Consider the following 22,759-nt stretch of genomic DNA (forward strand, 5'->3'; position numbering starts at 1 on the left):
TGCTTTTCGGCGTGACCCGACCCGCGTCCCTGCGCGCGGCCGCCGCGCTGGCGGCGGCGGTCGCCGTCGCATGCAGCGGCTGCGGATCCGGCAAGCCCGGGACCAACGCGCCGACTCCGACGCTGGTCACCCCCACCACCCAGATCGCCGGGGCGGGCGTGCTCGGAAACGACCGCCGCCCCGACGAGTCGTGCGCACGGGATGCCGCCGCGGCCGATCCGGGGCCGAAGACCCGGCAGGCCCACAACGCGGCCGGCGTCAATCCGGACGTGGTGCAGGTGCCCGCCGAGCCTCAGCGCATCGTGGTGCTCTCCGGAGACCAGCTCGACGCCCTGTGCGCGCTCGGCCTGCAATCGCGGGTGGTCGCCGCCGCGCTGCCGGACGGGTCCTCGAGCCAGCCCGCCTACCTGGGCAGCGCTGTGCGCGGCGTGCCCGGTGTCGGTACCCGCAGCAACCCGGACCTGGCCGGCATCGCGGCCACCCACCCCGACCTCATCCTGGGCTCGCAGGAGTTGACGCCCAGGCTGTATCCGCAACTGGCCGCGATCGCCCCGACGGTGTTCACCGCGGCCCCCGGCTCCGCCTGGGAAGAGAACCTGCGCGGCGTGGGCGCCGCGACGGCGCGCGGTGCCGCGATGGACGCGCTGCTCAACGGCTTTTCGCAGCGGGCCAGCGACGTCGGCGCCAGGCATGACGCGTCCCACTTCCAAGCGTCCATCGTGCAGCTGACCACCGACACGATCCGGATCTACGGCACCAACAACTTCCCGGCCAGCGTGCTGGGCGCCGTCGGGGTGGACCGGCCGGCAGCCCAGCGGTTCACCGACAAGCCGTACATCGAGATCCGCGCCGCCGACGACGACCTGGCCAAGAACCCGGACCTCTCCGCCGCCGATGCCGACGTCGTCTATGTGTCGTGTGCGTCACCGGCGGCCGCCCAGCGCGCCGCCACCGTGCTGGACAGCAACCCGTGGCGCAAGCTGTCCGCCAACCACGACAACCGCGTCTACGTCGTCAACGACGAGCTGTGGCAGACCGGCGAGGGCCTGGTCGCGGCCCGCGGCATCGTCGACGACCTTCGCCTGGTCAACGCCCCCATCAACTAGCGCGCGGGCGCGCGGGTACCCCGGCCCTAAGGTGATAACGAGCGGCCCCCGGTGGCCCGGGACCATTACCTTAGCTAAACTTTTTGCAGACGCAACCACATCGAAGAGGGATATCCATGAGCACTGTTTCGGCATACGCCGCGACCTCGGCGACCGAACCGTTGACCAAGACCACCATCGAGCGGCGTGATCCCGGCCCACACGACGTAGCGATCGACATCAAGTTCGCCGGGATCTGCCACTCCGATATCCACACCGTCAAGGCCGAGTGGGGCACGCCGAACTACCCCGTCGTGCCCGGCCATGAGATCGCCGGCGTCGTCTCCGCGGTCGGCTCCGAGGTCACCAAGTACAAGGTCGGCGACCACGTCGGCGTGGGCTGCATGGTGAACTCCTGCGGCCAGTGCAGCAGCTGCAAGGCCGGGCTCGAGCAGTACTGCAAGCCGGGCGCGACCTTCACCTACAACTCCATCGACAAAGACGGCACGCCGACGCAGGGCGGCTACAGCCAGGGCGTCGTCGTCGACGAGAACTTTGTGGTCCGCATCCCCGACTCGCTGCCGCTGGACAAGGCGGCGCCGCTGCTGTGCGCGGGCGTCACGCTGTTCTCACCGCTGCGGCACTGGAAGGCCGGCGAGGGCACGCGGCTGGCGATCATCGGCCTCGGTGGCCTGGGGCACATGGGCGTCAAGCTCGGCGCGGCGATGGGCGCCGAGGTGACCGTGCTGTCGCAGTCGCTGAAGAAGATGGAGGACGGCCTGCGGCTGGGCGCCAAGCACTACTACGCCACCGCCGACCCCGACACCTTCAAGAAGTTGCGGAACAGCTTCGACCTGATCCTGAACACCGTCTCGGCGAACCTGAAACTCAACGACTACCTGAGCCTGCTCGACGTCGACGGCACCCTCGTCGAATTGGGCATTCCCGAGCACCCCATGGAGGTGGGGGCGTTCCCGCTGGCGCTGGCGCGGCGCAGCCTCTCCGGGTCGAACATCGGCGGAATCGCCGAAACCCAGGAAATGCTGGACTTCTGCGCCGAACACGACGTGACGCCCGAAATCGAGCTGATCGAGCCGGATTACATCAACGAGGCCTACGAGCGCGTCCTGGCGAGCGACGTTCGCTACCGCTTCGTCATCGACATCTCGAAGCTATGAGGCGACCTCGGACGGTTCATCGGGCGCGCAGTCGCGGGCGATGACTTCGGCCGCCTCCGCGTGCTCGTCGTCGGGAACGACCTCGCTGACGTCGATGCCGGCCAGCGGCCATCCGGCCGCGGCCAACGTGGCGGCCACCCGGATGATGTTTTCCTTGCCGGCGTCGAATTGCGTCATGTCGGAGATGAATTCGGCGATTTCGTCGCGATCGATCGGGTGATCGATGGTCTCCGGAGACCCTTCCTGCGCGGTGATGTGGCGCACCACCTCGCGGATCTGGTCTTCGGTCAGCGGTGTGCTGCGCAGCAATGCCATCAGCGGCACGCGGTCCGGGCCGGGGACGCCGTTCGGGTAGCCGACCTGCAGCCACTGGATCACTGAACGGCAGAAATGGTGGCGGTGATCCTTCTCGGAGGATGCGGTTTTCGTCACCTGAACAGTGTCAGGCAGTCGCATCGCCGGCGCTAGCGAGCCGTCGCTCCGTCTCCACAATTCACAAGCCGTTCATTGCCCGAACATGTCCGGGTCGGGCGCGGCGCCCGAGGTTAAATGGCCCGTCTTGTCGTTGCCCATCCCTACGATCGAGGCGTGCTCAAGGCGCTCGTCGTGCTCCCGTTGGCCTGCGGCGTGGTCGTCGGCGTCGTCGACCACAGCCCCGGGATGGGTTTCGTGGCGTTTTACCTGATGCTGCTGCTCGAGGTGCTGGTCGGGTGGTCAACCAACCGTCAATGGCCGCGCGGGGGACGGGCCGTATTCGCGGCCGTTGACGCGATGGACGGGGTGGAGTTCGAGGGCTACGTGGCCGCCCGCCTGCGCCGCGCGGGCTGGCGGGTCGCGTTCACGCCGCCAGTCGGCGACTACGGAGTCGACCTGATCGCGGAAAAGGACGGCCACTCCGTGGCGGTCCAGTGCAAGCGCTACGGCAAATCGGTGGGCGTCGCCGCCGTCCAGCAGGTGGTCTCCGGCGCCCGCCACCATGGGTGCGCCAGGAGCATCGTGGTGAGCAATCAGGAATTCACCAGGGCCGCAAAGCAATTGGCGCATACCCACGGCTGCCAGTTGATCGGCCGCAAAGTATTGCAGGCCTGGGTGCCGGCGCCGGCATCGAGCGCCAAAAATCCTGCGGGAAGAAAATCGGCCCAGCCGGTGTCTGAATAGAAGATCGGGCCGGCCCCAGTCCCTCCCCCCCGACGTGTGCGGCCGGCCCGATTCTCAACAACCTGCGGTTTTAGAAGTCCCAGTCCTCGTCCTCGGTGACGACGGCCTTGCCGATCACGTAGGACGAACCCGAACCGGAGAAGAAGTCGTGGTTCTCGTCGGCGTTGGGTGAGAGCGCCGACAGGATCGCCGGGTTCACGTCGGTCTCGTCCCGCGGGAACAGCGCCTCGTAGCCGAGGTTCATCAGCGCCTTGTTGGCGTTGTAGCGCAGGAACTTCTTGACGTCCTCGGTCAGCCCGACCTCGTCGTAGAGGTCCTGGGTGTACTCCACCTCGTTGTCGTAGAGCTCGAAGAGCAGCTCGTAGGTGTAGTCCTTGAGCTCGGCGCGTTTGGCCTCGTCGACCAGCGCCAGCCCACGCTGGTACTTGTAGCCGATGTAGTAGCCGTGCACAGCCTCGTCGCGGATGATCAGCCGGATCATGTCGGCGGTGTTGGTCAGCTTGGCCCGGCTCGACCAGTACATCGGCAGGTAGAAGCCGGAGTAGAACAGGAAGCTCTCCAGCAGCGTGGAGGCCACCTTGCGCTTGAGCGGCTCGTCGCCCTTGTAGTACTGCATGACGATCTCAGCTTTTCGCTGCAGGTTGGGGTTCTCCTCCGACCAGCGGAAGGCGTCGTCGATCTCGGCGGTCGAGCACAGCGTGGAGAAGATGTTGCTGTAGCTGCGCGCGTGCACCGACTCCATGAACGCGATGTTGGTGTAGACGGCTTCCTCGTGCGGCGTCAGCGCATCCGGGATGAGGCTGACCGCGCCGACCGTGCCCTGGATGGTGTCCAGCAGCGTCAGCCCGGTGAACACCCGCATCGTCAGCTGCTTCTCGCCGGGCGTCAGCGTTGCCCACGACGGGAGGTCGTTGGACACCGGCACCTTCTCGGGCAGCCAGAAGTTCCCGGTCAGCCGGTCCCAGACCTCGGCGTCCTTCTCGTCCTGCAGCCGGTTCCAGTTGATCGCCGAAACGCGGTCAATCAGCTTCATGTTTTCGGTCACCAGAACCCCACTTCACCCGCCGTTTTGCCTGAGGGACGTCAGGCTCCAAACACTACCCCTGGGGTACGACAACGGAGCGGAACACAAGTACTTGTGTTTGCGTGTCGCGGACACACCCCGCATTCATTTGGACTCCCCTCCCAGTATCCACCCAGGACCGCACGCAGGATGTACCATTTGGTACATGATTACCGAAGACAGTGTCGAGATCGATGCGTCGCCGCAGCTGGTGTGGGATGTCTTCAGCGACGTGGAGCGCTGGCCCGAGTGGACCGCCTCGGTGACGTCGCTCGTCGGACGGGACGGCCCCGCGCTCGGGGTCGGCAAGCGGTTCACCATCAAGCAGCCCGGCATGTCGAAGCTGGTCTGGAAGGTCACCGAGATCGATCCGGGAGCGTCATGGACCTGGGTGCAACGCTCCCTCGGCGTGCGGGTGAGCGCCCGGCACGACGTGCTCCCGCAACCCGGCGGCCGGACCCTGGTGCGCCAGCAATTGGATCAGCGCGGTCTGCTCGGAGCGCTGGTCGGGCGACTGATGCTCAACAAGACCAAGCGATTCCTGGAACTCGAGGCGCAAGGACTCAAGGCCCGGTCTGAGCAACTCAGCCGCGCCAATGGCTCGCACACCTGACTCGCTGCGGCGCGGCGAACTACTGCATGCCCTGTTCGACGAGTTCGCCGCGAACGGCATCGGCAACCGCTCGCTCCGCGATGTCGCGGCCGCGGTCGGCACCAGTCATCGAATGTTATTGCACCACTTCGGTTCTCGAGAAGATCTGCTGATCGCGGTCGTGGAGGAGGCCGAGCGCCGCCAGATGGCCATGGTCCCCGACTTGCCCACCGATCCGGCCGAGGGCTTCGCCGCCATGTGGGCCGACCTTCGCCGCCCGGACCTGCGCCGGCTGGAGCGGCTCTTCTTCGAGTGCTACTCGCGCGCGGCCCAGGGCGAAAAGCCTTTCACGCGAATGGTTCCCGGGGCGGTCGATGGCTGGCTGCGTGAGGTCGAGAACGCCGCCGCCGGCGCCCCTTATGACGGCGCGATGGCGAGGCTGGGGCTGGCCGTCACCCGTGGCCTGCTGCTGGACCTGGTCGCCACAAACGACGAGGCCGGCGTCGACGCGGCCGCGGCCGCTTTCGCGAAGCTGCTACGCGGACACGGCCCAACGGTTGGCGCGTGACGGCGGGCGCCAAACGATCGATGCCTCAGTCGGTGGTGTAGACGATCAGCACGTCGGTTCTGGCCCTGCGGGAGACCTCGGATGGGACCGATCCCAGCAGCCGCCCGGCAACGCTGCCGAGCCCGACGTTGCCGACGACGAGCAGGTCGGCCTCGATCTCCTCGGCGAGCTGCACCAGCGCATTGATGGGAGCGCCGACGATCGGCTTTTCCTCGACGTTCGTGGCCCCGGCTCGGTGCGCCCGCTCCCTGGCGTTCTGCAGGATCGCGAAGAAAGGGGCCTCGCCCACCGTGCGGTAGTCCTGACCGTGGTCGCTTCCCGGTGGGATCGCGTAGCGGCCCTTTTCCACGGGAACGGGAAGGTGCGCGGTCGCAACGATCAATTTCGCGCCGTGATGCGCAGCGATCGCGGCTGCGCGGTCCACCGCACGCAGCGACGAATCCGAGCCATCGGTGCCGACCACAACGGTCTGGTAGGCAGTCATTTCCCCTCCCAGTGTAAAACCAGACGGCGGCTCAACAACCCGTTCAGAGAGGAATTCGTGGATAGCGCCGAGAGCCCGCCTCGGGCCATGCCTGCCCGTCAGCTCAGCCCTGCGCGGCCGCCGCCAAGCGCTTGGCGCCTGACCCGTTGCCGAAGAACTCGTACTCCTCCGGCTTGACCGAGCGGGTGTCCCGCCAGTACTCCCAGGTGTAACCGCCCCACAGCACCGTGTTCTTGCCGTGCTCGTCGAGATACCAGCTGGCGCAACCACCGCTGTTCCACACCGACGGCCCCAGCCTGCGCTGCAACTCGTCGTTGAAGGCGTCCTGCGCGGCGCGCGTCGGTGCCAGCGCCTGCACGCCCAGCTTGTCGCAGGTCTTGATCGCGCTGGCCACGTAGCGAATCTGGGACTCGATCATGAACACCACCGAGTTGTGCCCCAGGCCGGTGTTCGGTCCCAGCAGGAAGAACAGGTTGGGCATGTCGGCGACGGTGATGCCGCGGTGGGCGGCGATGCCCTCCCGGTTCCAGCGGTCCACCAGGTCCTCACCGTTGTGGCCCTTGATCTGGACGTAGGTGTAGGAGTCGGTGACGTGAAATCCGGTGCCGTACACGATCACGTCGACCTCGCGCTCTTTGCCGTCGGCGGTGACGATCCCGGTGGGCGTGATCCGCGCGATGTGATCGGTGATCAGCTCGGTCTTCGGGTCCGCGACCGCCCCGTAATAGGTGGAGGAGTTCAGAATTCGCTTGCAGCCGATGCGATAGTGCGGGGTCAGCTTGCGACGCAGTTCGCGATCCTTGACCGACCGGCGGATGTTGTATTTCACGTAGGCTTCGATGAACTTCAGCGCGTTGGGGCGCTTGGTCATCCCGACGGCCAGCGCCTCTTGACCCCAATAGATCGCCACACGCACCAGCGCCCGCAGGCCGGGGACGTTCGCCATGGCCCGGCGCAGCGCCGCGGGAATCTCGGGGTTGGAGCGCGGCACCACCCACGGCGGAGTGCGTTGGTAGAGCTGAAGTTCGGCGACCTGCCCGACGATCTCCGGCACGATCTGGATCGCGCTGGCGCCGGTCCCGATCATCGCCACCCGCTTGCCGGTCAAATCGACACTGTGGTCCCATTCCGCGGAATGGAAAGCGGGACCGCGGAATTCGTCGCGCCCCTCGATGTCGGGCAGGGACGGGATGTGCAGCGCCCCCGCACCGGAGATCAGGAACTGCCCGACGAATTCGCGGCCGTCTTCGGTGAACACATGCCAGCGTTGCTCGTCGTCGTCCCAGTGGGCCCGATCGACGTGCGAGTTGAACTCGATGTAGCGGCGCAGGCCGTATTTCTCGGTGACGCCCTTGAGGTAGTCCCAGATCTCGGGCTGATAAGAGAACGGGTTCTTCCAGTCGGGCTTGGGCTCGAAGGAGAACGAATACAGGTGCGACGGGATGTCGCAGGCGCAGCCTGGGTAACTGTTGTCGCGCCAGGTGCCGCCGACGTCGGTGAACTTCTCCAGGATCACGAAGTCCACGCCTTGCTGCTGCAGCTTGATCGCCATGCCCAGGCCGGAGAACCCGGTCCCGATGATGATGGCGCGCGCATGCACGGGCTGGTGTGCGGATGTCGGTTCGGCGTGTGTCACTACGTCGGTCACGGTGGATCGAATCTTCCTGTTAGCTCCCCGAATACCCAGTACCCAGGGTATCGAATGGCACGAGTGTTGACGATCGCCGGAACGATGTCAACGTGCCAAAGGTCCTCAGCTCGCCGCGGGGTTGCTGGGAACCACGCTGTGAACCGGCTGGTCGGGGTCCATCGCGATGCCGAGCACCTCGGCGGTGCCGACGATGACCCCCACCATGATGGTCGTCAGGTGGGCGACGAACTGGTCGCGCGGCATGCGGCGAGCGCTTTGCGGGTCCGGGCCCAGCCACCACTCGGTGGCCGATGCGGCCGAGCCGAAGGCCGCGTGCGCGGCCAGCTCGAACGCCGCGTGGTCGAGCTCCATCTCGCGCAGCTCGTCGTCGAAGAGGTCGGCCATCGCCAACGTGATGCCGCGGCCCTCGTTGAGGATCTGGGGGCTGGCCGAGGAGCGGCCCTGGATGAACACCCGCAGCACGTTGGGGTGCTGATCGACGAGGCCGACGTACTCGTCGACGGCGCGACGGATCACCTCGCGCGCCGAGTCGGTCTTCAGGTCGACGGACGGGAAGATCGCCGTCCAGAGCATGTCGCGCAGGCGTTCCCCGATGGCCTGGAATAGATCGGACTTGTCGTGGAAATGCCGGTAGATCTTCGGCTTGGCGGTGCCGGCCTCCTCGGCGATCTCCCGCACGCTCAGCTCGGGCCCTAGCCGGTCGATGGCGCGAAACGCCGCATCCACGATCTCGCCGCGCACCTTCTTGCGATGTTCGCGCCACCGCTCGCTGCGCGCGTCGACCTTGGCCCCCGGCGGCTTGACGCTGGGGTGGGGTGGTCGCGGAATTCTCACCACGTCAAGCACCATACCCCTCTGGGACCGCCCTGAGCCGCTGACCTGGGCAGACTGCGCGCCAGGCACCGGACGCGGCGATCAGAGCATGCAGGACACGCAGCCCTCGACCTCGGTGCCCTCCAAAGCCATCTGCCGCAGCCGGATGTAGTACAGCGTCTTAATGCCCTTGCGCCAGGCATAGATCTGCGCCTTGTTCACGTCGCGGGTGGTCGCGGTGTCCTTGAAGAACAGCGTCAGCGATAGCCCCTGGTCCACGTGCTGGGTGGCCGTGGCGTAGGTGTCGATGACCTTCTCGTACCCGATCTCGTAGGCGTCCTGGAAGTACTCCAGGTTGTCGTTGGTCATGTAGGGCGCCGGGTAGTAGACGCGGCCGATCTTGCCTTCCTTGCGGATCTCCACCTTGCTGGCGATCGGGTGGATCGAGCTGGTGGAGTGGTTGATGTAGGAGATCGAGCCGGTCGGCGGGACAGCCTGCAGGTTCTGGTTGTAGATGCCGTACTCCTGCACCGACTCCTTCAGCCGCTTCCAGTCGTCCTGAGTCGGGATCCGGATGTCCGCGTCGGCGAAGAGCTGACGCACCTTCTCGGTCTGCGGCTCCCACACCTGCTCGGTGTACTTGTCGAAGAACTCCCCCGACTTGTACTTCGACCGCTCGAAACCGCCGAACGCCCTGCCCCGTTCGATGGCAATGCGGTTCGACGCCCGCAGCGCGTGGTAGAGCACCGTATAGAAGTAGATGTTGGTGAAGTCGATGCCTTCCTCGGACCCGTAGAAGATGCGCTCCCGGGCGAGGTAGCCGTGCAGGTTCATCTGACCCAGCCCGATCGCGTGGGATTCGTTGTTGCCCTGCTCGATCGAGGGCACCGACGTGATCGACGTCTGATCACTCACCGCGGTCAGCGCGCGGATCGCCACCTCGATGGTCTGCGCGAAGTCGGGCGAGTCCATCGCCTTGGCGATGTTCAGCGACCCGAGGTTGCACGAAATGTCCTTGCCCACTTTGGAATACGACAGGTCGTCGTTGAACTCCGACGGTGTGGACACTTGCAGGATCTCCGAGCACAGGTTCGAGTGCGTGATCTTGCCCTCGATCGGATTGGCCCGGTTCACCGTGTCCTCGAACATGATGTAGGGGTAGCCCGACTCGAACTGCAGCTCAGCCAGCGTCTGGAAGAACTCCCGCGCTTTGATCTTCGTCTTGCGGATGCGCGCGTCGTCGACCATCTCGTAGTACTTCTCGGTCACCGAGATGTCGGCGAACGGCACCCCGTAGACCCGCTCGACGTCGTACGGCGAGAAGAGGTACATGTCCTCGTTCTTCTTGGCCAGCTCGAAGGTGATGTCGGGAATCACCACGCCCAGGCTCAGCGTCTTGATCCGGATCTTCTCGTCGGCGTTCTCGCGCTTGGTGTCCAGGAAGCGGTAGATGTCGGGGTGATGCGCGTGCAGGTACACCGCGCCGGCCCCCTGGCGCGCCCCGAGCTGGTTGGCGTAGGAGAACGAATCCTCGAGCAGCTTCATGATCGGGATGACGCCCGAAGACTGGTTCTCGATGTTCTTGATCGGCGCGCCGTGCTCACGAATGTTGGTCAGCAGCAACGCGACTCCCCCGCCGCGCTTGGAAAGCTGCAGGGCGGAGTTGATCGATCGCCCGATCGACTCCATGTTGTCCTCGATGCGCAACAGGAAGCAGCTCACCGGCTCCCCGCGCTGCTTCTTGCCCGAGTTCAAGAACGTCGGGGTGGCCGGCTGGAAGCGGCCGTCGATGATCTCGTCGACCAGCTTCTCGGCCAGTCCGGTGTCGCCGGCGGCCAGGGTGAGCGCCACCATGACCACGCGGTCCTCGAAGCGTTCCAGGTAGCGCTTACCGTCGAACGTCTTCAGCGTGTAGGAGGTGTAGTACTTGAACGCGCCGAGGAACGTCGGGAACCGGAACTTCTTGGCGTACGCGCGATCCAGCAGCTCCTTGACGAAGTTGCGCGAATACTGGTCGAGAACCTCACGCTCGTAATAGTTTTCACGGATCAGGTAGTCGATCTTCTCGTCCTGATTGTGGAAGAAGACCGTGTTCTGGTTGACGTGCTGCAGGAAGTACTCGCGGGCCGCCAGCACGTCCTTGTCGAATTGAATCCTGCCGTCGGCGTCGTACAGGTTCAGCATCGCGTTGAGCGCGTGGTAGTCCGTCTCCCCGGGCAACGTGTGCGCGCCGGACGTTACAGGCTCTGCAGTGACGGTTGGTGGCACGTCTGTTCCTTCCAGAATTCTTCCAGACCCGCACGGACGGCTTCCACGTCGTCCGGGGTTCCCATCAATTCGAAGCGGTAAAGGTACGGAACGCCGCATTTGCGTGAGATCACGTTGCCCGCATAGGCGAATTCGGCGCCGAAGTTGTTGTTGCCCGCGGCGATGACGCCGCGGATCAACGACCGGTTGTGCTCGTTGTTCAGGAATGCGATGACTTGCTTGGGGACATAGCCGCCGGCATTCAGGTCCGGGGTGGCCCGGCCACCGCCGTACGTGGGCAGTATCAGCACGTACGGCTCGTCGACCTCGATGCGGCCATGCAGCGGTATCCGCGTGGCGGGAACCCCCAGCTTCTCCACGAAGCGGTGGGTGTTCTCCGACACGGAGGAGAAATAGACCAGTGGCGATCGCAAGCGCGGCGGTGGGGGCACCTCCCGCTCGCGGGGGACCGGGCGAAGCGGGTCGCCACTCATCCAGCTTGGGTTGCGCGACTGCACCGCAACCTCCTTACCTAACGTCCGCCGCTAACTGCTCAGGCGCTGAGCGCCGATTCCGCGATGGCCTTGATGCGGTCCGGCCGGAACCCCGACCAGTGGTCGCTTCCCGCCACCACGACGGGGGCCTGCAGGTAACCCAGCGCCATCACGTAGTCGCGCGCCTCGTTGTCCAGCGTGATGTCGACCTTCTCGTAGCCGATGCCCTGCTTGTCCAGAGCCTTGAACGTGGCGCTGCACTGCACACATGCCGGCTTGGTGTACACGGTGATGGTCATAGAAGCCGCTCCTTTGCGGAAGGTGGGACTTGTACGGACTGGCAACTACTCGGGTACTGCAACGAACTCTGTCCTCGCTGTGTTACAGCGGCCCGTCAAGTCCCCCGATTCCCGTCCTGCGGCCGTCGGGGTCGAATGACCTATCGAGCCGATTTCGGGTGGTGAACCAGGCCCCGGTCGGGCTGGTGAACCTGGGATCTGCCGGTGCTCGAAACACTACACCTAGTGGCTGACAAGATATCGAGATACAAGATGTTCGGAATAACATTTCTGAAATTCGCTGGTCGTAAGCACTCTGAACGACACACGCCCGGCGTGTCGCAGGTCACATTCCTCGCCTAAGTCATCCATACGAACGGGTATATCACCGACCACCGACAACTCCCCGTCGGCGCTGGCCCGGTCCCCCAACCCGCCCCGCCGCCAGCAAAGCCGCCAGCTGGGGCTGGCGGCTTCTGCTATCCGGTTACAGCAACCTCGCTGGTCGTCCGGCGGCCGGCTTGTTGACTTCCGCCAATCAGTCGACTTCGGCGATCAGTTTCCCGACGACATCGCGTACATTCCCCGAGAGCTCGGCGTGCTCCGCGGGCGCCTTGCCTTCCAGGGTTTTGAACGGCACCGAGAGCTTGATCGACTCGACCACGCGGGCGCCGGCAATCCCGAACGACTTGCGGGTTTCGTCGTGCGCCCAGACCCCGCCGTATTGGCCGAAAGAGCCCCCGATGACCGCCAGCGGCTTGCCCTTCAGCGCGCCGTCGCCGAACGGGCGGGACAGCCAGTCGATCGCGTTCTTGATGACGGCCGGGATGCTGCCGTTGTATTCCGGAGTGACCACCAGCGCGGCGTCGGCCTCGGCCGCCGCGGTGCGCAGGGCCGTCACCGGCCCCAGCGGCGGGGCGTCGGCAGTCATCGCTTCGTCGATCTCCTCGTTGTAGAACGGCAGCTCCCCGAGCCCTTCGAAGATCGTGATGGTGACGTCGCCCGGCGCGACGTCGGCTGCCAGCTGGGCGATCTGTCGGTTCACCGAGGCCGCCCGAAGGCTCCCCACCAACGCCAAGATTTTGGTTGCCACTGTTGCAGTTCCCTTCGGTTGTCGGTTTCCATCCTCGCACCCCCTAACCGGACTAAGGTCCGATTTATTCCGACGGCCGGCGCTAAAGTGCAGTCATGATCGAGCGGCTGGACTCGTTGCCGTTGTCTGCCCCGCAGGTGGTGCACCAGGAGCGGGGCGACGCGGCGCGCAACCGGGCGCTCTTGCTCCAGGCTGCCCGAAACCTGATCGCCGAGCGCGGCGCCGACGCGGTCACCATGGACGACGTTGCCGCCGCCGCCGGCGTCGGCAAAGGCACGGTGTTCCGCCGATTCGGCAGCCGCGCCGGCTTGATGATGGTGCTGCTCGACGAGGACGAGCGAGCCAGCCAGCAGGCTTTTCTATTCGGGCCGCCCCCGTTGGGGCCCGACGCTCCACCGATCGACCGGCTGGTGGCGTTCGGCCGGGAGCGAATCTGCTTCGTCCATGCCCATCACGAACTGCTCTCGGAAGCCCACCGCGATCCCCAGACTCGCAACAGCGCGCCGGTCTTGGTGCACCACACCCACATCCGGGTGTTACTCCAGGCGGCCCATACCACCGGCGATCTCGACGTCCAGACCGATGCGCTGCTCGCTCTGCTCAATGTGAACTACGTCGAGCATCAGCTCAACGATCGCGGCCATACTCTCCAGACCCTCGGCAATGCCTGGGAAAGCTTGGCGCGCAAGCTCTGCGGCCGCTGATGAGCCCGGCCTGGGTGCTGCACGTCGACCTCGATCAGTTTCTGGCGTCGGTGGAGTTGCGCCGCCACCCCGAACTGGCCGGGCTGCCGGTCATCGTCGGCGGCAACGGCGACCCGTCCGAGCCCCGCAAGGTCGTCATCTGCGCCTCCTACCAGGCCCGCGAGTTCGGCGTGCACGCCGGGATGCCGTTGCGGGCCGCCGCGCGCCGCTGCCCCGATGCGACGTTTCTGCCCTCGGATGCGGCCGCTTACGCCGCGGCGTCCGAGCAGGTGATGGGGCTATTGCGAGATTTGGGGCATCCGGTCGAAGTGTGGGGCTGGGACGAGGCGTATGTCGGGGTGGCGGCGGCCGATCCGGCCGCCGTGGCCGAAGAGATTCGCTCGATCATCTCGTCGGAAACCGGGCTGTCCTGTTCGGTCGGAATCAGCGACAACAAGCAGCGCGCCAAGATCGCGACCGGGTTCGCCAAACCGGCGGGCATCTTCACGCTCACCGATGCGAACTGGATGACCCTGATGGCGGATCGCCCGGTCGACGCACTGTGGGGCGTTGGCCCCAAGACGACGAAAAAGCTTGCCACACTGGGAATCACGACGGTGTGGCAGCTCGCGCACAGTGATGCCGAGCTGCTCACTTCCGTGTTCGGCCCGCGCACCGGCCTGTGGCTGCTGCTACTGGCCAAGGGCGGCGGTGATACCAGCGTCAGCGCCGAGCCGTGGATTCCGCGCTCCCGCAGCCACGTCGTCACCTTCCCGCGCGACCTCACCGATCGCACCGAAATGGATTTGGCCATAACACAACTGGCCGAACAGGCGTTGGCGGACGTGCTCTTGTCAGGCCGGATCGTGACGCGGGTGGCGGTTACCGTACGAACCGCGACGTTCTACACCCGCACCAAAATCCGCAAGCTGGCGGCGCCCACCACCGATCGCGACACCATCGTCGCTGCGGCGCTGCGCCTGCTGGACCTATTCGAGCTCGACCGCCCGGTCCGGCTGCTCGGGGTGCGCCTCGAACTGGCCATGCCGGACTAGCGGCGCCGGGGCCGGCCGCAGCGCGCGGGTGAAGATGACGTTGACCTGCCGCATCGCCACGCTGTAGGGCCACCAGGCCAGCCGCTTGAAGGCGTACAGCGCCCGGATGTCCGGTGAGGTGTAGATCAGGTAGCGGTTCTTGGCCACCCCGGCCAAGATCTTCTCGGCCGCCTTCTCCGGCGAGACGGCGTGGCCGCTGAACCGGTTCACCCAGCGCGCGACCTTGGGGTCTTCGCGGTCCACCCCGGCGATCTCGACGGTTTGGACCAGTGGGGTGTTCACCGCTCCCGGCACCACGACCGACACCCCGATGCGGTGGCGGGCCAGGTCGAAGCGCAGCACCTCCGACAGGCCGCGCAGGCCGTACTTGCTGGCGCTGTAGGCGGCATGCCACGGAAGCGCGACCAACCCGGCCGCCGACGACACGTTGACCAGGTGCCCGCCGTTGCGGGCGGCCACCATCGGCGGCACGAACGATTCGATGACGTGGATCGGACCCATCAGGTTGATCGCGATCATCTTGCTCCACTGATCGTGCGTCAGCCGGTCGACGGTGCCCCAGGCGGACACTCCCGCGATGTTGAGCACGACGTCCATGCTCGGATGGTCGCGGTGGACGTCGGCGGCGAACGCCGCCACCTGGTCGTAGTCGGCGATGTCGAGGGCGCGATGTGCGGGCACCTGGGCGCCCAGCGCGCGGGCGTCGGCCACGGTGAGCTCGAGGCCCTCCCGGTCACGGTCGGTCAGATAGAGTTCGGCGCCCTGTGCGGCCAGCCGCAACGCGGTGGCCCGCCCGATGCCGCTGGCCGCGCCGGTGACCAGACACCGCTTGCCTGCGTAATACCCCTGCTGCCCCATTGCCGTGACGATACCGGCGGTAACGCCCTACGGGCGCCCGCCCCACAGCGCGTGGAGCCACAACCGCTCGAGCACGCGCACGCGGCGGTCGCGATCGCTGTCACGGCCGGCCAGGATGGGGTCGCCGGTCAACATCAACGCGGTGGTACCGGCCAGGGTGCGGATCAGTGTCGGCAGGTCGTCGCTGATCGGGCTGGCGGTCCCGGCCTTCATCTCGGCCTCGACGATGGCGACGATCTGACCGAGCACCACCTCGAATTGTTGATCCATGAGGTTGCGGATCTCGACGTCGGTGTTGCGGGCCTCGTTGCAGGCGGTCATCACCGGGTCGTTGTGCGCATAGACGGCCGCCGCGCTGCCGACCATGCGCTCGGCGAACTGCTCCGGCGACTCGCCCGGCTGACGAGGGGCGAAATCCTGGGTTAGCTCTTCGAGTTCCTCGGCGGCCTCGGCCATCAGCTGGGCGAGTACGGCGTACTTGGAGTCGAAGTAGAAGTAGAAGCCCGACCGGGCCACCCCGGCCCGGAGGCTGATGGTGCTGACCGACAGCTCCGCGAATGGCTTCTCCTGCAGCAGTTCCCGGACCGCCTGCAGGATCGCCTGGCGCTGCTTGTCGCCGCGCCGTTGCCCGCCCGGCTCCGGAGTGGCGGCGTGGCTGCTCATTCCCTGACCTTGCACCACGCCGGTCAAAAAGCAAACTTGACAGCCGTCAAGTTTTTTCCGAAGGTTATAAGACAGTGACGGCTGTCACCTCGGAGGGAACGCAAAGGAGCGTCTATGACCGCCACGATCAGCACCCCGCAGTACCTGCTGGACCAGGCGCGGCGCCGGTTCACCCCGACGCTGAACACCATCCCGGGGATGGGTGCGGTCGAAAAGCGTCTGCTCAGCCGCGACTGGGAAACCAAGGTGCTGGCCGAACCGCCCGCCGGCAGCGGCCTCAAGCCCGTGCTGGGTGACGCCGGCCTTCCAATCCTCGGGCACATCATCGAGATGTTCCGGGGCGGACCCGACTACGCATTGCATCTGTATCGCACCCGCGGCCCCCTGCACTTCCTCGACTCGCCCATCATGCCGGCGGTGACCGCGCTGGGCCCCGACGCCACCCAGGCCGTGTTCTCGAACAAGAACAAGGACTTCTCGCAGAAGGGCTGGCACCCGGTGATAGGGCCGTTTTTCAACCGCGGCCTGATGATGCTGGATTTCGACGAGCACATGTACCACCGGCGCATCATGCAGGAGGCCTTCACCCGCACCCGACTGACCGGCTACGTCGAGCACATCGACCGGGTGGCCAGCGACATCGTCGCCAACTGGCCGACCAACGACGCGCGGTTCCTGTTCCACCCGGCGATGAAGGAACTCACCCTCGATGTCGCGTCCTTGGTGTTCATGGGGCACGAGCCGGGCACGGACCACGACCTGGTGACCAAGGTCAATCAGGCGTTCACGATCACGACGCGGGCGGGCGGCGCGATCATCCGGCAGCCCGTTCCGCCGTTCAAGTGGTGGCGCGGGCTGCGGGCCCGCAAGCTCCTCGAGGACTACTTCATCGAGCGGGTGAAGGAGCGCCGCAACGCCACCGGCAATGACATGCTCACGGTGTTGTGCCACACCGAGGACGACGACGGCAACAGCTTCACCGACGAAGACATCGTCAACCACATGATCTTCTTGATGATGGCCGCCCACGACACGTCGACGTCGACGACCACCACCATGGTGTACAACATGGCCGCGAACCCGGAGTGGCAGGAGCGGGCCCGTGAGGAGTCGGCGCGGCTCGGCGACGGCCCGCTGGACATCGAGGCGCTGGAGAAGCTGGAGACGCTCGAACTGATCATGAACGAGTCGCTGCGCATGGTGACGCCGCTGCCGTTCAACATGCGGCAGGCCGTGCGCGACACCGAGCTGCTCGGCCACTACATCCCAGCCGGGACCAACATCACCATCTGGCCCGGCATGAACCACCGGCTGCCCGAATTGTGGACCGACCCAGACAAATTCGATCCCGAGCGCTTCGCCGAGCCCCGCTCCGAGCACAAGAAGCACCGCTACGCCTTCGCGCCGTTCGGCGGCGGCGCGCACAAGTGCATCGGCATGGTGTTCGGTCAGCTGGAGGTCAAGACCGTCGTGCACCGGCTGCTGCGACGCTACCGGCTGGAGCTGGCCCGGCCGGGCTATCAGCCGCACTTGGACTACGGCGGTATGCCGATACCGATGGACGGCATGCCGATCGTGCTGCGCCCGCTGTAGGCGAGGCCGAACGCGTCAGGCGATCAACCGGTTGGCGCAGGCGATCACCGCGCGCAGTGCCGACTGCGTCGAATCGTCCGACCAGCCCATCGCCCACTCGTCGCGGGCGCCGTTGCTGCCGCAGACGAAGGTCGCGGTGTACCCGCCTGATCGCAGCTGGTGAAATTTGAGGATTTCCACCGGGATTGCGCGCTCGTGCAGCATCGCGCTGAGCGCCGCGATCGGGCCGCCGGCTGCGGCGGTTGAGGTTCTGATGTGGTCGCCGACGGCGATCGTGGCCCGGAAGTGGCGGGGCTGCGGCCCCCGCCGTCGGTGGGTATCGCTGCACGCCCAGTTGCCGAGGCGGATCGGGCCGGCCGTGTGACCGTAGGTCGCGACGAAACGCTCCCAGGACATCGCGTCGGCCTGTTCCCGCAGACCGCGGGGTAGCGGCGCACCGAACTGCTGGTTGAACCACACCGTGGCGGCGCACTGGCTGGCTTGGTTACTGGACGGGTTGAGCCGCTCGGAAAGAGTCATCGCGCCGGTCTTCTTCGGTCGAAAGGAGTGACCGACGGCAGTAGCTTCCGACCCACAGCGGGGGTCGGTCTAGGTCAGACCCCGCTGCGGGTGCTAGCTACTACGACACGATCGAGAAGACGCACGAGCGACGACATTAGCCGCATACGGCCCTGACGTGCAAGTTCCCCTCCGCCGGTATAACGCGTCAGCCGGTCTCGAAATTACTCACAAATTTTGGTTTACTCATGTCGAACAGCGGGTATTGGTTCGGGGCATCCGTTCGTTGAACGGATGTGCAATTACTCCCCTCGGAAAGAATTGATGAAAGAAGGCTCATCATGAAGGAACGCACCATGAAATCCCTGAAAGTTGCCGCTGCGGGCGCGGGGCTGATCGCGGTATTGGTGCTACCAACTGGATGTGCTTCATCCGCGGCCGGAAGCGGCGGACTCGTCGGCGGAAGCAGTTCCGGGACCTGCGTGGCCGGGATCTGCATCTAGCTTATTGCGGGCAACCCTAGGAACCGCAGCGTGGGGGACGGTTCCCTGGGGTTGCTTGCGTTCACCCCGTCGGCCCGACCGACGGATCGAGCCGTAGATACGCCTGAATCGTCGTGCCGCTGGCGGTCGTGTGGGTGCGCACCAGGTCCGAGATGGCGTTGACCAGGTACAGCCCGCGGCTGGCGGGGCCGCACGGCCCCGGGTCCATCCGGCCCACCAGCGGATCGTCGAAGCAGCCGGTATCGCGAGCCTCGCACACCAAATAGCCGTCGTCCCGCCAGAAGGCGAGCTGGCACGCGCCGTCGGTGTACATCAGGCTGTTGCTCGCCAGCTCGGTCGCCACCAATTGCAGGTCCTCGATACCGTCCTGGGACAACCCGATCCACCCGGCGTAATTCGTGGCGAACGAACGCGCTGGGCTGAGGTCCGACGACTTTTTGACCAGGTAGGTGACGGCCCCCGGATTGCCGGGCAGCGGCCGGTTGCAGCGCTGCAAGGCGGCGTCGGGCGCGTAGTCGGCGCTGCGTTGCAGCGCGTCGCCGTTCCAAAGCAACGGGTGCGTCGCTCGGGCGTCCGCCAGCACGTCGTCGTCGAGGCGGCTCCCGTCGTAGAGGCACAAACCGGTCACCTGGTAGCCGTCCATTGCTCCGTTGACCAGCGCCTCGTGCTCCACGCAGGCGACCAGTTCTTCCGCGGTGCGGCCGGGCCAGGCGACTTGAGTGACGATCCGCACCCGCTGGTCGGGGTGGTCGTCGACGAAAGCCCCCTCCATTGCCATCAGCCGGCTCGGGTTGCGGGCGACCTCGGTGATGTCGACCATCTGCAGATCGGCCGACGACTCGCCCGTGCCCAGCGCGTCGTGGAGTAGCGCCAATTCTTCCGACGGCACGGCGACCATTACGGCCTCATCCATCGCCAGCCCGTCGCTGACGAAGCGGGTCACGAAGTCCAGGTACTCCTGCTGGGATTGGTAGATGAGTGCCGAATGGAGGAAGCCGAGCTTTCCAATTTGGGTGCCCGCCGTCACTCCAGCACTCTCGCTCTCGATCACAAATGCCAACCCCCTGCTGGACCGGCCGTTCACTTCCTCCCTCCCCAGTACCCCCGACGGGCCTTCGCTATACCGCGCTGCAGATCACATCTGAGAACTACAGCCACCAGGACGCGGCGGCGTCCAGATGGCGCCGCACGCGATAGCGGGCCAGGCTCTCGTCACCCGCCTCGATGGCGTCCACGATCCGCAGGTGAGCGTGGTGGACGGCCAGGACGTCCGCCCAGGTCGGCGGCGCCTGCCCGGTGCTCGACCAGTGCCGCCGGAACAACTCGACGATGATGCGCAGGAACAGGTCCAGGAGCGAGTTGCCCGCCAGCTGGGCCAATCCGACGTGGAACCGGAACTCCTCCACGGCGGCGTCGGCGACGTCGCCGGGCGTTTCGTCGACCTCCGACCGATGGGCGGACAGGAAGGCGGCCACCTCGGATTCGCCGCGCCGCTTGACGGCCTTGGCGACGTTGTCGATCTCGATGGCATCCCGGACGCAACGTAAGTCCTCGCGGCTCGGGTCGCGGTACTGGAGGTACAGGGCGATGGTGTCAATGCTTGCCTGCGCCTGGGGTGTGGCGATGACGAGCCCGCCGCCGGGCCCGCGGCGCATGTACGCGATCGAGTGGTATTCGAGCAGTCGCACCGCTTCGCGAAACACCGCGCGGCTCACCCGATAGCGCTCGATGAGGGCCGTCTCGGTGCCGAAGACCGAACCGACCTTCCAACCGCCGGCGGCGATGTCGTCGCCGATCGTGGCCGCCAGCATCTCCGCCAGCTTGCCGCGGGGTACCTCGATGTTGAGCGGCCGCGGCCTGCGTCGTCTACTCGCGTTGCCGGGGTGATGGTGCTGCAGCCAGGCGGTCACGGCCTCGACGTGTCGTTCGCTGAGCGTCTTGGCCCGCGCCGAGTCGCCGGACGTGACGGCCGCGACGATCTCGGAGTGGTCGACGTGCATCCGGTCGACCGCCTCGATGGCCTCGCTGGCCGTGTCCGTCCGCGACTGCAGGGCGTAGCGGGTGGTGAGCCGCATCAGCACGTCGATAAACAGTTGCAGAACAGGGTTTTTCGATTGCTCCGCCAGGGCGATGTGGAACTCGTCCCGCGGTGTCGGCAGGCCGGGCTTCCACTGTTCCTCGCCCCGCAGCACGGCCCGCAGCCGAGCGATGCCCGCTTCGTCGATTCGTTCGGCGGCCAGCGAGGCCGCCAACGGCTCGAGCACCAGCCGCGCATTGAGCAGGTCGCCGAGCGTCGTGCCGAGGTATTCGAGATAGATGACGACGGCGCGGGTGGCGGGGCCGGCATCGGGCTCGCAGATGATCAGCCCGCCGCCCGGCCCGCGGCGCATCCGGGCCACCTGATGGTGCTCGACGAGCCGGACGGCCTCGCGCAGCACCGAACGACTCACCCCGAAGCGCTCCTGCAGAGCGTGTTCGGAGCCCAGCGATTCGCCGGTGGCCCAGCCGCGGCGGACGATCTCGGCCTCGAGGTCCCGCGCGATCTTGGAAGCCAGTTTGTTCCCGAGACCAGTGCTCATGTCAGGCCCAACGGCGTTTTGGCGCAAGCCTTTTCAGCATGTGAGCAACATGCAGCCGGCGACGGGGCCGCCCCCGACGGAAACGACGCCGACGTCCGGGCGCTGCGACACCTGCCGCTCCCCCGCCTCGCCGCGCAACTGCAGGCAGCCCTCGTGCAACGCCCAGTAGCCGTGCATGCGCCCGGCCGAGAGTTGGCCGCCGTAGGTATTCAGCGGAAGTTCGCCGTCGCGGGCGATTCGGGCGCCGCCTTCGACGTAGGGCCCGGCCTCGCCGTCGCCGCAGATTCCCAGGGCTTCCAGCCAGGCCAAGGTGAGATAGGTGAACCCGTCGTAAAGCTCGGCGACCTTGAGGTCGGACGGTTTCAGGTCGGTCCGCGACCACATCTGCGCCGCCGCATCCGACATCGCCATCTTCGGGTAGTCGTCGCGGTGGAACCAGCCGCCGGCGCCGTCGGACCCGCCGATCGCCTCCACCGCCACCGCGCGGTGCGGGCAGTCACGCGCGTACTCGGCATGCGAGACCACCACCGCGATCGAGCCGTCGATCGGCACGTCGCAGTCCAGCAGCCCGAACGGCGTGGATACCGGCCGTGCGCTGAGGTAGTCGGCCATGGTCATCGGGTCGCGGTACACGGCGCGCACATTCAGCGCGGCGTTGCGCCTGCCGTTGAGCGCCACCCAGCCCAGCTGCTGTTTGGTGGTCCCGTACAGCTCCATGTGGCGCCGGCAGTTGAGCGCCAGCCAGTTCGCGGCAGAGTAGGCGTTGGCCGCGACCAGATCGTTGACGTCGTCCATCGCGCCGACGGCGGGCCGTTCTGCACCCTCCGGCGCCTCGAACATCCGCGCCAGCGCGGGCGCGGGCGCATTCTCCTGCGGCTTGACGGGGACGGTGCCCCCGAGCATTTGGATGGTCCGGTACACCACCACGTGGCGGGCGCGACGCTCGGCGACTGCGCGGCACGCCGACATCACCGGGCTGAGCAAGCCGCCGGTGCCGAAGCCGGCTCCGCAATCCGCCGCCTCGATCCGCAGCTGGGCGTTGACGTCCGCGGCGGGGGTGTCACCCAGCGTCGCGATGCCGTCGACGTCGGACGGGACCAACCCGGCGTCCTCGATGGCGGCCCGCACCGATTCCATGGTCAGGTCCAGACCCGGGATGCCGCTGCGGCGACCGATCCGCGAGATGCCGATGCCGGACAGGATCGCGTCCTTCTCGAAATGCGTCATGCACACCGCCCGTCAGCCCACAGCCCCGCATCGGATCAATTGAGTGTACTGTATTCGTCGTGCCGGACGAGCCGCTGCTCATCGAATATTGCGACCATTGCGCGCGTTGGGTGCATCCCGCGGCCGGCGAATGCCGCACGTGCGGTGGCCCGCTGGTAGCGCGGCCGGTTTCCGGCCGCGGCACGGTGTTCACCTATACGGTCAACCATCACCCGTATAACCCGGAGATTCCCGTCCCGTACGTGATCGCCATCGTCGAACTCGCCGAGCAACAGGGTCTCCGGGTGGCCGCCGACATTGTTGACTGCGAACCCGATTCGGTCAGGTGCGGCATGACCGTCGACCTTCGGCCGGAAAAGGGCAGCGGCGGGGCGCCGTTGTTCGCACCCGTCTGAC

The 22,759-nt window shown here is 66.4% G+C and carries 25 protein-coding genes; 9 read left to right on the plus strand and 16 right to left on the minus strand.

What is annotated here, in order from left to right; translation table 11 throughout:
- Positions 1-29: 29 nt before the first annotated feature.
- Together A5758_RS04825 and A5758_RS04830 are read left to right on the plus strand one after the other, a co-directional pair.
- Positions 30-1,106 carry an iron-siderophore ABC transporter substrate-binding protein gene (locus A5758_RS04825; protein ID WP_156622509.1) on the plus strand — a complete coding sequence of 359 codons (1,077 nt, stop codon included), beginning with the start codon at positions 30-32 and terminating at the stop codon, positions 1,104-1,106.
- A 116-nt stretch (positions 1,107-1,222) separates the two neighbouring features.
- Positions 1,223-2,263: an NAD(P)-dependent alcohol dehydrogenase gene (locus A5758_RS04830; protein WP_067737223.1), complete on the plus strand. Its 1,041-nt coding sequence runs from the start codon at positions 1,223-1,225 to the stop codon at positions 2,261-2,263.
- On the opposite strand, the gene A5758_RS04835 is transcribed toward A5758_RS04830, so the two are convergent.
- Positions 2,258-2,695, minus strand: coding sequence for a DUF3349 domain-containing protein (locus A5758_RS04835; protein WP_067210862.1), 438 nt, complete (start codon positions 2,693-2,695; stop codon positions 2,258-2,260). The genes A5758_RS04830 and A5758_RS04835 overlap by 6 nt on opposite strands.
- 156 nt (positions 2,696-2,851) lie before the next feature.
- On the opposite strand from A5758_RS04835, the gene A5758_RS04840 reads away from it, so the two are divergent.
- Entirely contained in the window at positions 2,852-3,421 is a 570-nt protein-coding gene (locus A5758_RS04840) for a restriction endonuclease (protein WP_067210867.1), read from the plus strand.
- A gap of 70 nt (positions 3,422-3,491) precedes the next feature.
- On the opposite strand, the gene nrdF is transcribed toward A5758_RS04840, so the two are convergent.
- Positions 3,492-4,466, minus strand: a complete 975-nt coding sequence (nrdF, locus tag A5758_RS04845) for a class 1b ribonucleoside-diphosphate reductase subunit beta (RefSeq protein WP_170826133.1) — start codon at positions 4,464-4,466, stop codon at positions 3,492-3,494.
- A 184-nt stretch (positions 4,467-4,650) separates the two neighbouring features.
- Here nrdF and A5758_RS04850 point away from each other — a divergent pair, with 184 nt between their 5' ends.
- Both A5758_RS04850 and A5758_RS04855 read left to right on the plus strand, forming a co-directional pair.
- The gene (locus tag A5758_RS04850) at positions 4,651-5,097 is read left to right on the plus strand and encodes an SRPBCC family protein (protein WP_067737226.1); all 447 of its coding nucleotides are present in this window, start codon (positions 4,651-4,653) and stop codon (positions 5,095-5,097) included.
- The gene (locus A5758_RS04855) at positions 5,081-5,644 is read left to right on the plus strand and encodes a TetR/AcrR family transcriptional regulator (protein WP_067737228.1); all 564 of its coding nucleotides are present in this window, start codon (positions 5,081-5,083) and stop codon (positions 5,642-5,644) included. Before A5758_RS04850 ends, A5758_RS04855 begins: the two co-directional genes overlap by 17 nt.
- Before the next feature lie 25 nt (positions 5,645-5,669).
- Here A5758_RS04855 and A5758_RS04860 read toward each other — a convergent pair whose 3' ends face one another.
- From A5758_RS04860 to A5758_RS04890, 7 genes are all read right to left on the minus strand, one after another.
- Entirely contained in the window at positions 5,670-6,128 is a 459-nt protein-coding gene (locus tag A5758_RS04860) for a universal stress protein (RefSeq protein ID WP_067737231.1), read from the minus strand.
- 103 nt (positions 6,129-6,231) lie between these two features.
- Positions 6,232-7,776 carry an NAD(P)/FAD-dependent oxidoreductase gene (locus A5758_RS04865; protein ID WP_067737234.1) on the minus strand — a complete coding sequence of 515 codons (1,545 nt, stop codon included), beginning with the start codon at positions 7,774-7,776 and terminating at the stop codon, positions 6,232-6,234.
- Between the two features lie 105 nt (positions 7,777-7,881).
- Complete coding sequence (locus A5758_RS04870) at positions 7,882-8,616, minus strand: TetR/AcrR family transcriptional regulator (RefSeq protein WP_156622501.1); 735 nt, start codon at positions 8,614-8,616, stop codon at positions 7,882-7,884.
- Between the two features lie 78 nt (positions 8,617-8,694).
- Positions 8,695-10,860 carry a class 1b ribonucleoside-diphosphate reductase subunit alpha gene (nrdE, locus tag A5758_RS04875; RefSeq protein WP_067737239.1) on the minus strand — a complete coding sequence of 722 codons (2,166 nt, stop codon included), beginning with the start codon at positions 10,858-10,860 and terminating at the stop codon, positions 8,695-8,697.
- Positions 10,830-11,357 carry a class Ib ribonucleoside-diphosphate reductase assembly flavoprotein NrdI gene (gene nrdI, locus A5758_RS04880; RefSeq protein WP_231987225.1) on the minus strand — a complete coding sequence of 176 codons (528 nt, stop codon included), beginning with the start codon at positions 11,355-11,357 and terminating at the stop codon, positions 10,830-10,832. Before nrdI ends, nrdE begins: the two co-directional genes overlap by 31 nt.
- 35 nt (positions 11,358-11,392) lie before the next feature.
- Positions 11,393-11,632, minus strand: a complete 240-nt coding sequence (gene nrdH / locus A5758_RS04885; RefSeq protein ID WP_067737242.1) for a glutaredoxin-like protein NrdH — start codon at positions 11,630-11,632, stop codon at positions 11,393-11,395.
- 517 nt (positions 11,633-12,149) lie between these two features.
- Positions 12,150-12,704, minus strand: coding sequence for an NAD(P)H-dependent oxidoreductase (locus A5758_RS04890; protein WP_067737245.1), 555 nt, complete (start codon positions 12,702-12,704; stop codon positions 12,150-12,152).
- A 95-nt stretch (positions 12,705-12,799) separates the two neighbouring features.
- On the opposite strand from A5758_RS04890, the gene A5758_RS04895 reads away from it, so the two are divergent.
- On the plus strand, positions 12,800-13,408 hold the full coding sequence (locus A5758_RS04895; protein ID WP_067210894.1) for a TetR/AcrR family transcriptional regulator: 609 nt from the start codon (positions 12,800-12,802) through the stop codon (positions 13,406-13,408).
- Positions 13,408-14,442 carry a DNA polymerase IV gene (locus A5758_RS04900; protein ID WP_067737248.1) on the plus strand — a complete coding sequence of 345 codons (1,035 nt, stop codon included), beginning with the start codon at positions 13,408-13,410 and terminating at the stop codon, positions 14,440-14,442. The genes A5758_RS04895 and A5758_RS04900 overlap by 1 nt, the downstream gene beginning before the upstream one ends.
- On the opposite strand, the gene A5758_RS04905 is transcribed toward A5758_RS04900, so the two are convergent.
- Positions 14,377-15,300, minus strand: a complete 924-nt coding sequence (locus A5758_RS04905; RefSeq protein WP_067737251.1) for an SDR family oxidoreductase — start codon at positions 15,298-15,300, stop codon at positions 14,377-14,379. The two genes, A5758_RS04900 and A5758_RS04905, sit on opposite strands and share 66 nt — an antisense overlap.
- A gap of 27 nt (positions 15,301-15,327) precedes the next feature.
- The gene (locus A5758_RS04910) at positions 15,328-15,963 is read right to left on the minus strand and encodes a TetR/AcrR family transcriptional regulator (protein WP_067737255.1); all 636 of its coding nucleotides are present in this window, start codon (positions 15,961-15,963) and stop codon (positions 15,328-15,330) included.
- A gap of 114 nt (positions 15,964-16,077) precedes the next feature.
- On the opposite strand from A5758_RS04910, the gene A5758_RS04915 reads away from it, so the two are divergent.
- The gene (locus A5758_RS04915) at positions 16,078-17,556 is read left to right on the plus strand and encodes a cytochrome P450 (RefSeq protein WP_067737257.1); all 1,479 of its coding nucleotides are present in this window, start codon (positions 16,078-16,080) and stop codon (positions 17,554-17,556) included.
- Between the two features lie 15 nt (positions 17,557-17,571).
- Here the strand turns inward: A5758_RS04915 and A5758_RS04920 are convergent, their stop codons facing one another.
- From A5758_RS04920 to A5758_RS04935, 5 genes are all read right to left on the minus strand, one after another.
- The gene (locus A5758_RS04920; RefSeq protein ID WP_067737260.1) at positions 17,572-18,075 is read right to left on the minus strand and encodes a homocitrate synthase; all 504 of its coding nucleotides are present in this window, start codon (positions 18,073-18,075) and stop codon (positions 17,572-17,574) included.
- Positions 18,076-18,262: 187 nt separating this feature from the next.
- Complete coding sequence (locus tag A5758_RS25620) at positions 18,263-18,553, minus strand: hypothetical protein (RefSeq protein WP_156622502.1); 291 nt, start codon at positions 18,551-18,553, stop codon at positions 18,263-18,265.
- A 65-nt stretch (positions 18,554-18,618) separates the two neighbouring features.
- Positions 18,619-19,608 carry a sensor histidine kinase gene (locus A5758_RS04925; protein ID WP_067737263.1) on the minus strand — a complete coding sequence of 330 codons (990 nt, stop codon included), beginning with the start codon at positions 19,606-19,608 and terminating at the stop codon, positions 18,619-18,621.
- 97 nt (positions 19,609-19,705) lie between these two features.
- Positions 19,706-21,136 carry a FadR/GntR family transcriptional regulator gene (locus tag A5758_RS04930; RefSeq protein ID WP_067737266.1) on the minus strand — a complete coding sequence of 477 codons (1,431 nt, stop codon included), beginning with the start codon at positions 21,134-21,136 and terminating at the stop codon, positions 19,706-19,708.
- 33 nt (positions 21,137-21,169) lie between these two features.
- A complete protein-coding gene (locus A5758_RS04935) occupies positions 21,170-22,363 on the minus strand; it encodes a thiolase family protein (RefSeq protein WP_067204509.1) in 1,194 nt (397 codons plus the stop codon).
- Positions 22,364-22,422: 59 nt separating this feature from the next.
- Between A5758_RS04935 and A5758_RS04940 the strand changes: the two genes are divergently transcribed.
- Positions 22,423-22,758, plus strand: a complete 336-nt coding sequence (locus tag A5758_RS04940) for a Zn-ribbon domain-containing OB-fold protein (RefSeq protein WP_067737269.1) — start codon at positions 22,423-22,425, stop codon at positions 22,756-22,758.
- The last annotated feature ends 1 nt before the right edge of the window (position 22,759 follow it).

It is taken from the genome of Mycobacterium sp. 852014-50255_SCH5639931 (genome assembly GCF_001665605.1).
Classification (GTDB): Bacteria; Actinomycetota; Actinomycetes; order Mycobacteriales; family Mycobacteriaceae; genus Mycobacterium; species Mycobacterium paraffinicum.

What these genes read in the sequence shown, in the direction of transcription:
- A5758_RS04830 (WP_067737223.1), top strand. Translation starts at nt 1,223, where the DNA reads ATGAGCACTGTTTCGGCATACGCCGCGACCTCGGCGACCGAACCGTTG.
- A5758_RS04860 (WP_067737231.1), bottom strand. Translation starts at nt 6,128, where the DNA reads ATGACTGCCTACCAGACCGTTGTGGTCGGCACCGATGGCTCGGATTCG.
- A5758_RS04855 (WP_067737228.1), top strand. Translation starts at nt 5,081, where the DNA reads ATGGCTCGCACACCTGACTCGCTGCGGCGCGGCGAACTACTGCATGCC.
- A5758_RS04905 (WP_067737251.1), bottom strand. Translation starts at nt 15,300, where the DNA reads ATGGGGCAGCAGGGGTATTACGCAGGCAAGCGGTGTCTGGTCACCGGC.
- A5758_RS04850 (WP_067737226.1), top strand. Translation starts at nt 4,651, where the DNA reads ATGATTACCGAAGACAGTGTCGAGATCGATGCGTCGCCGCAGCTGGTG.
- A5758_RS04935 (WP_067204509.1), bottom strand. Translation starts at nt 22,363, where the DNA reads ATGACGCATTTCGAGAAGGACGCGATCCTGTCCGGCATCGGCATCTCG.
- A5758_RS25620 (WP_156622502.1), bottom strand. Translation starts at nt 18,553, where the DNA reads ATGCAGATCCCGGCCACGCAGGTCCCGGAACTGCTTCCGCCGACGAGT.
- A5758_RS04895 (WP_067210894.1), top strand. Translation starts at nt 12,800, where the DNA reads ATGATCGAGCGGCTGGACTCGTTGCCGTTGTCTGCCCCGCAGGTGGTG.
- nrdH (WP_067737242.1), bottom strand. Translation starts at nt 11,632, where the DNA reads ATGACCATCACCGTGTACACCAAGCCGGCATGTGTGCAGTGCAGCGCC.
- A5758_RS04930 (WP_067737266.1), bottom strand. Translation starts at nt 21,136, where the DNA reads ATGAGCACTGGTCTCGGGAACAAACTGGCTTCCAAGATCGCGCGGGAC.
- A5758_RS04910 (WP_067737255.1), bottom strand. Translation starts at nt 15,963, where the DNA reads ATGAGCAGCCACGCCGCCACTCCGGAGCCGGGCGGGCAACGGCGCGGC.
- A5758_RS04915 (WP_067737257.1), top strand. Translation starts at nt 16,078, where the DNA reads ATGACCGCCACGATCAGCACCCCGCAGTACCTGCTGGACCAGGCGCGG.
- A5758_RS04900 (WP_067737248.1), top strand. Translation starts at nt 13,408, where the DNA reads ATGAGCCCGGCCTGGGTGCTGCACGTCGACCTCGATCAGTTTCTGGCG.
- A5758_RS04920 (WP_067737260.1), bottom strand. Translation starts at nt 18,075, where the DNA reads ATGACTCTTTCCGAGCGGCTCAACCCGTCCAGTAACCAAGCCAGCCAG.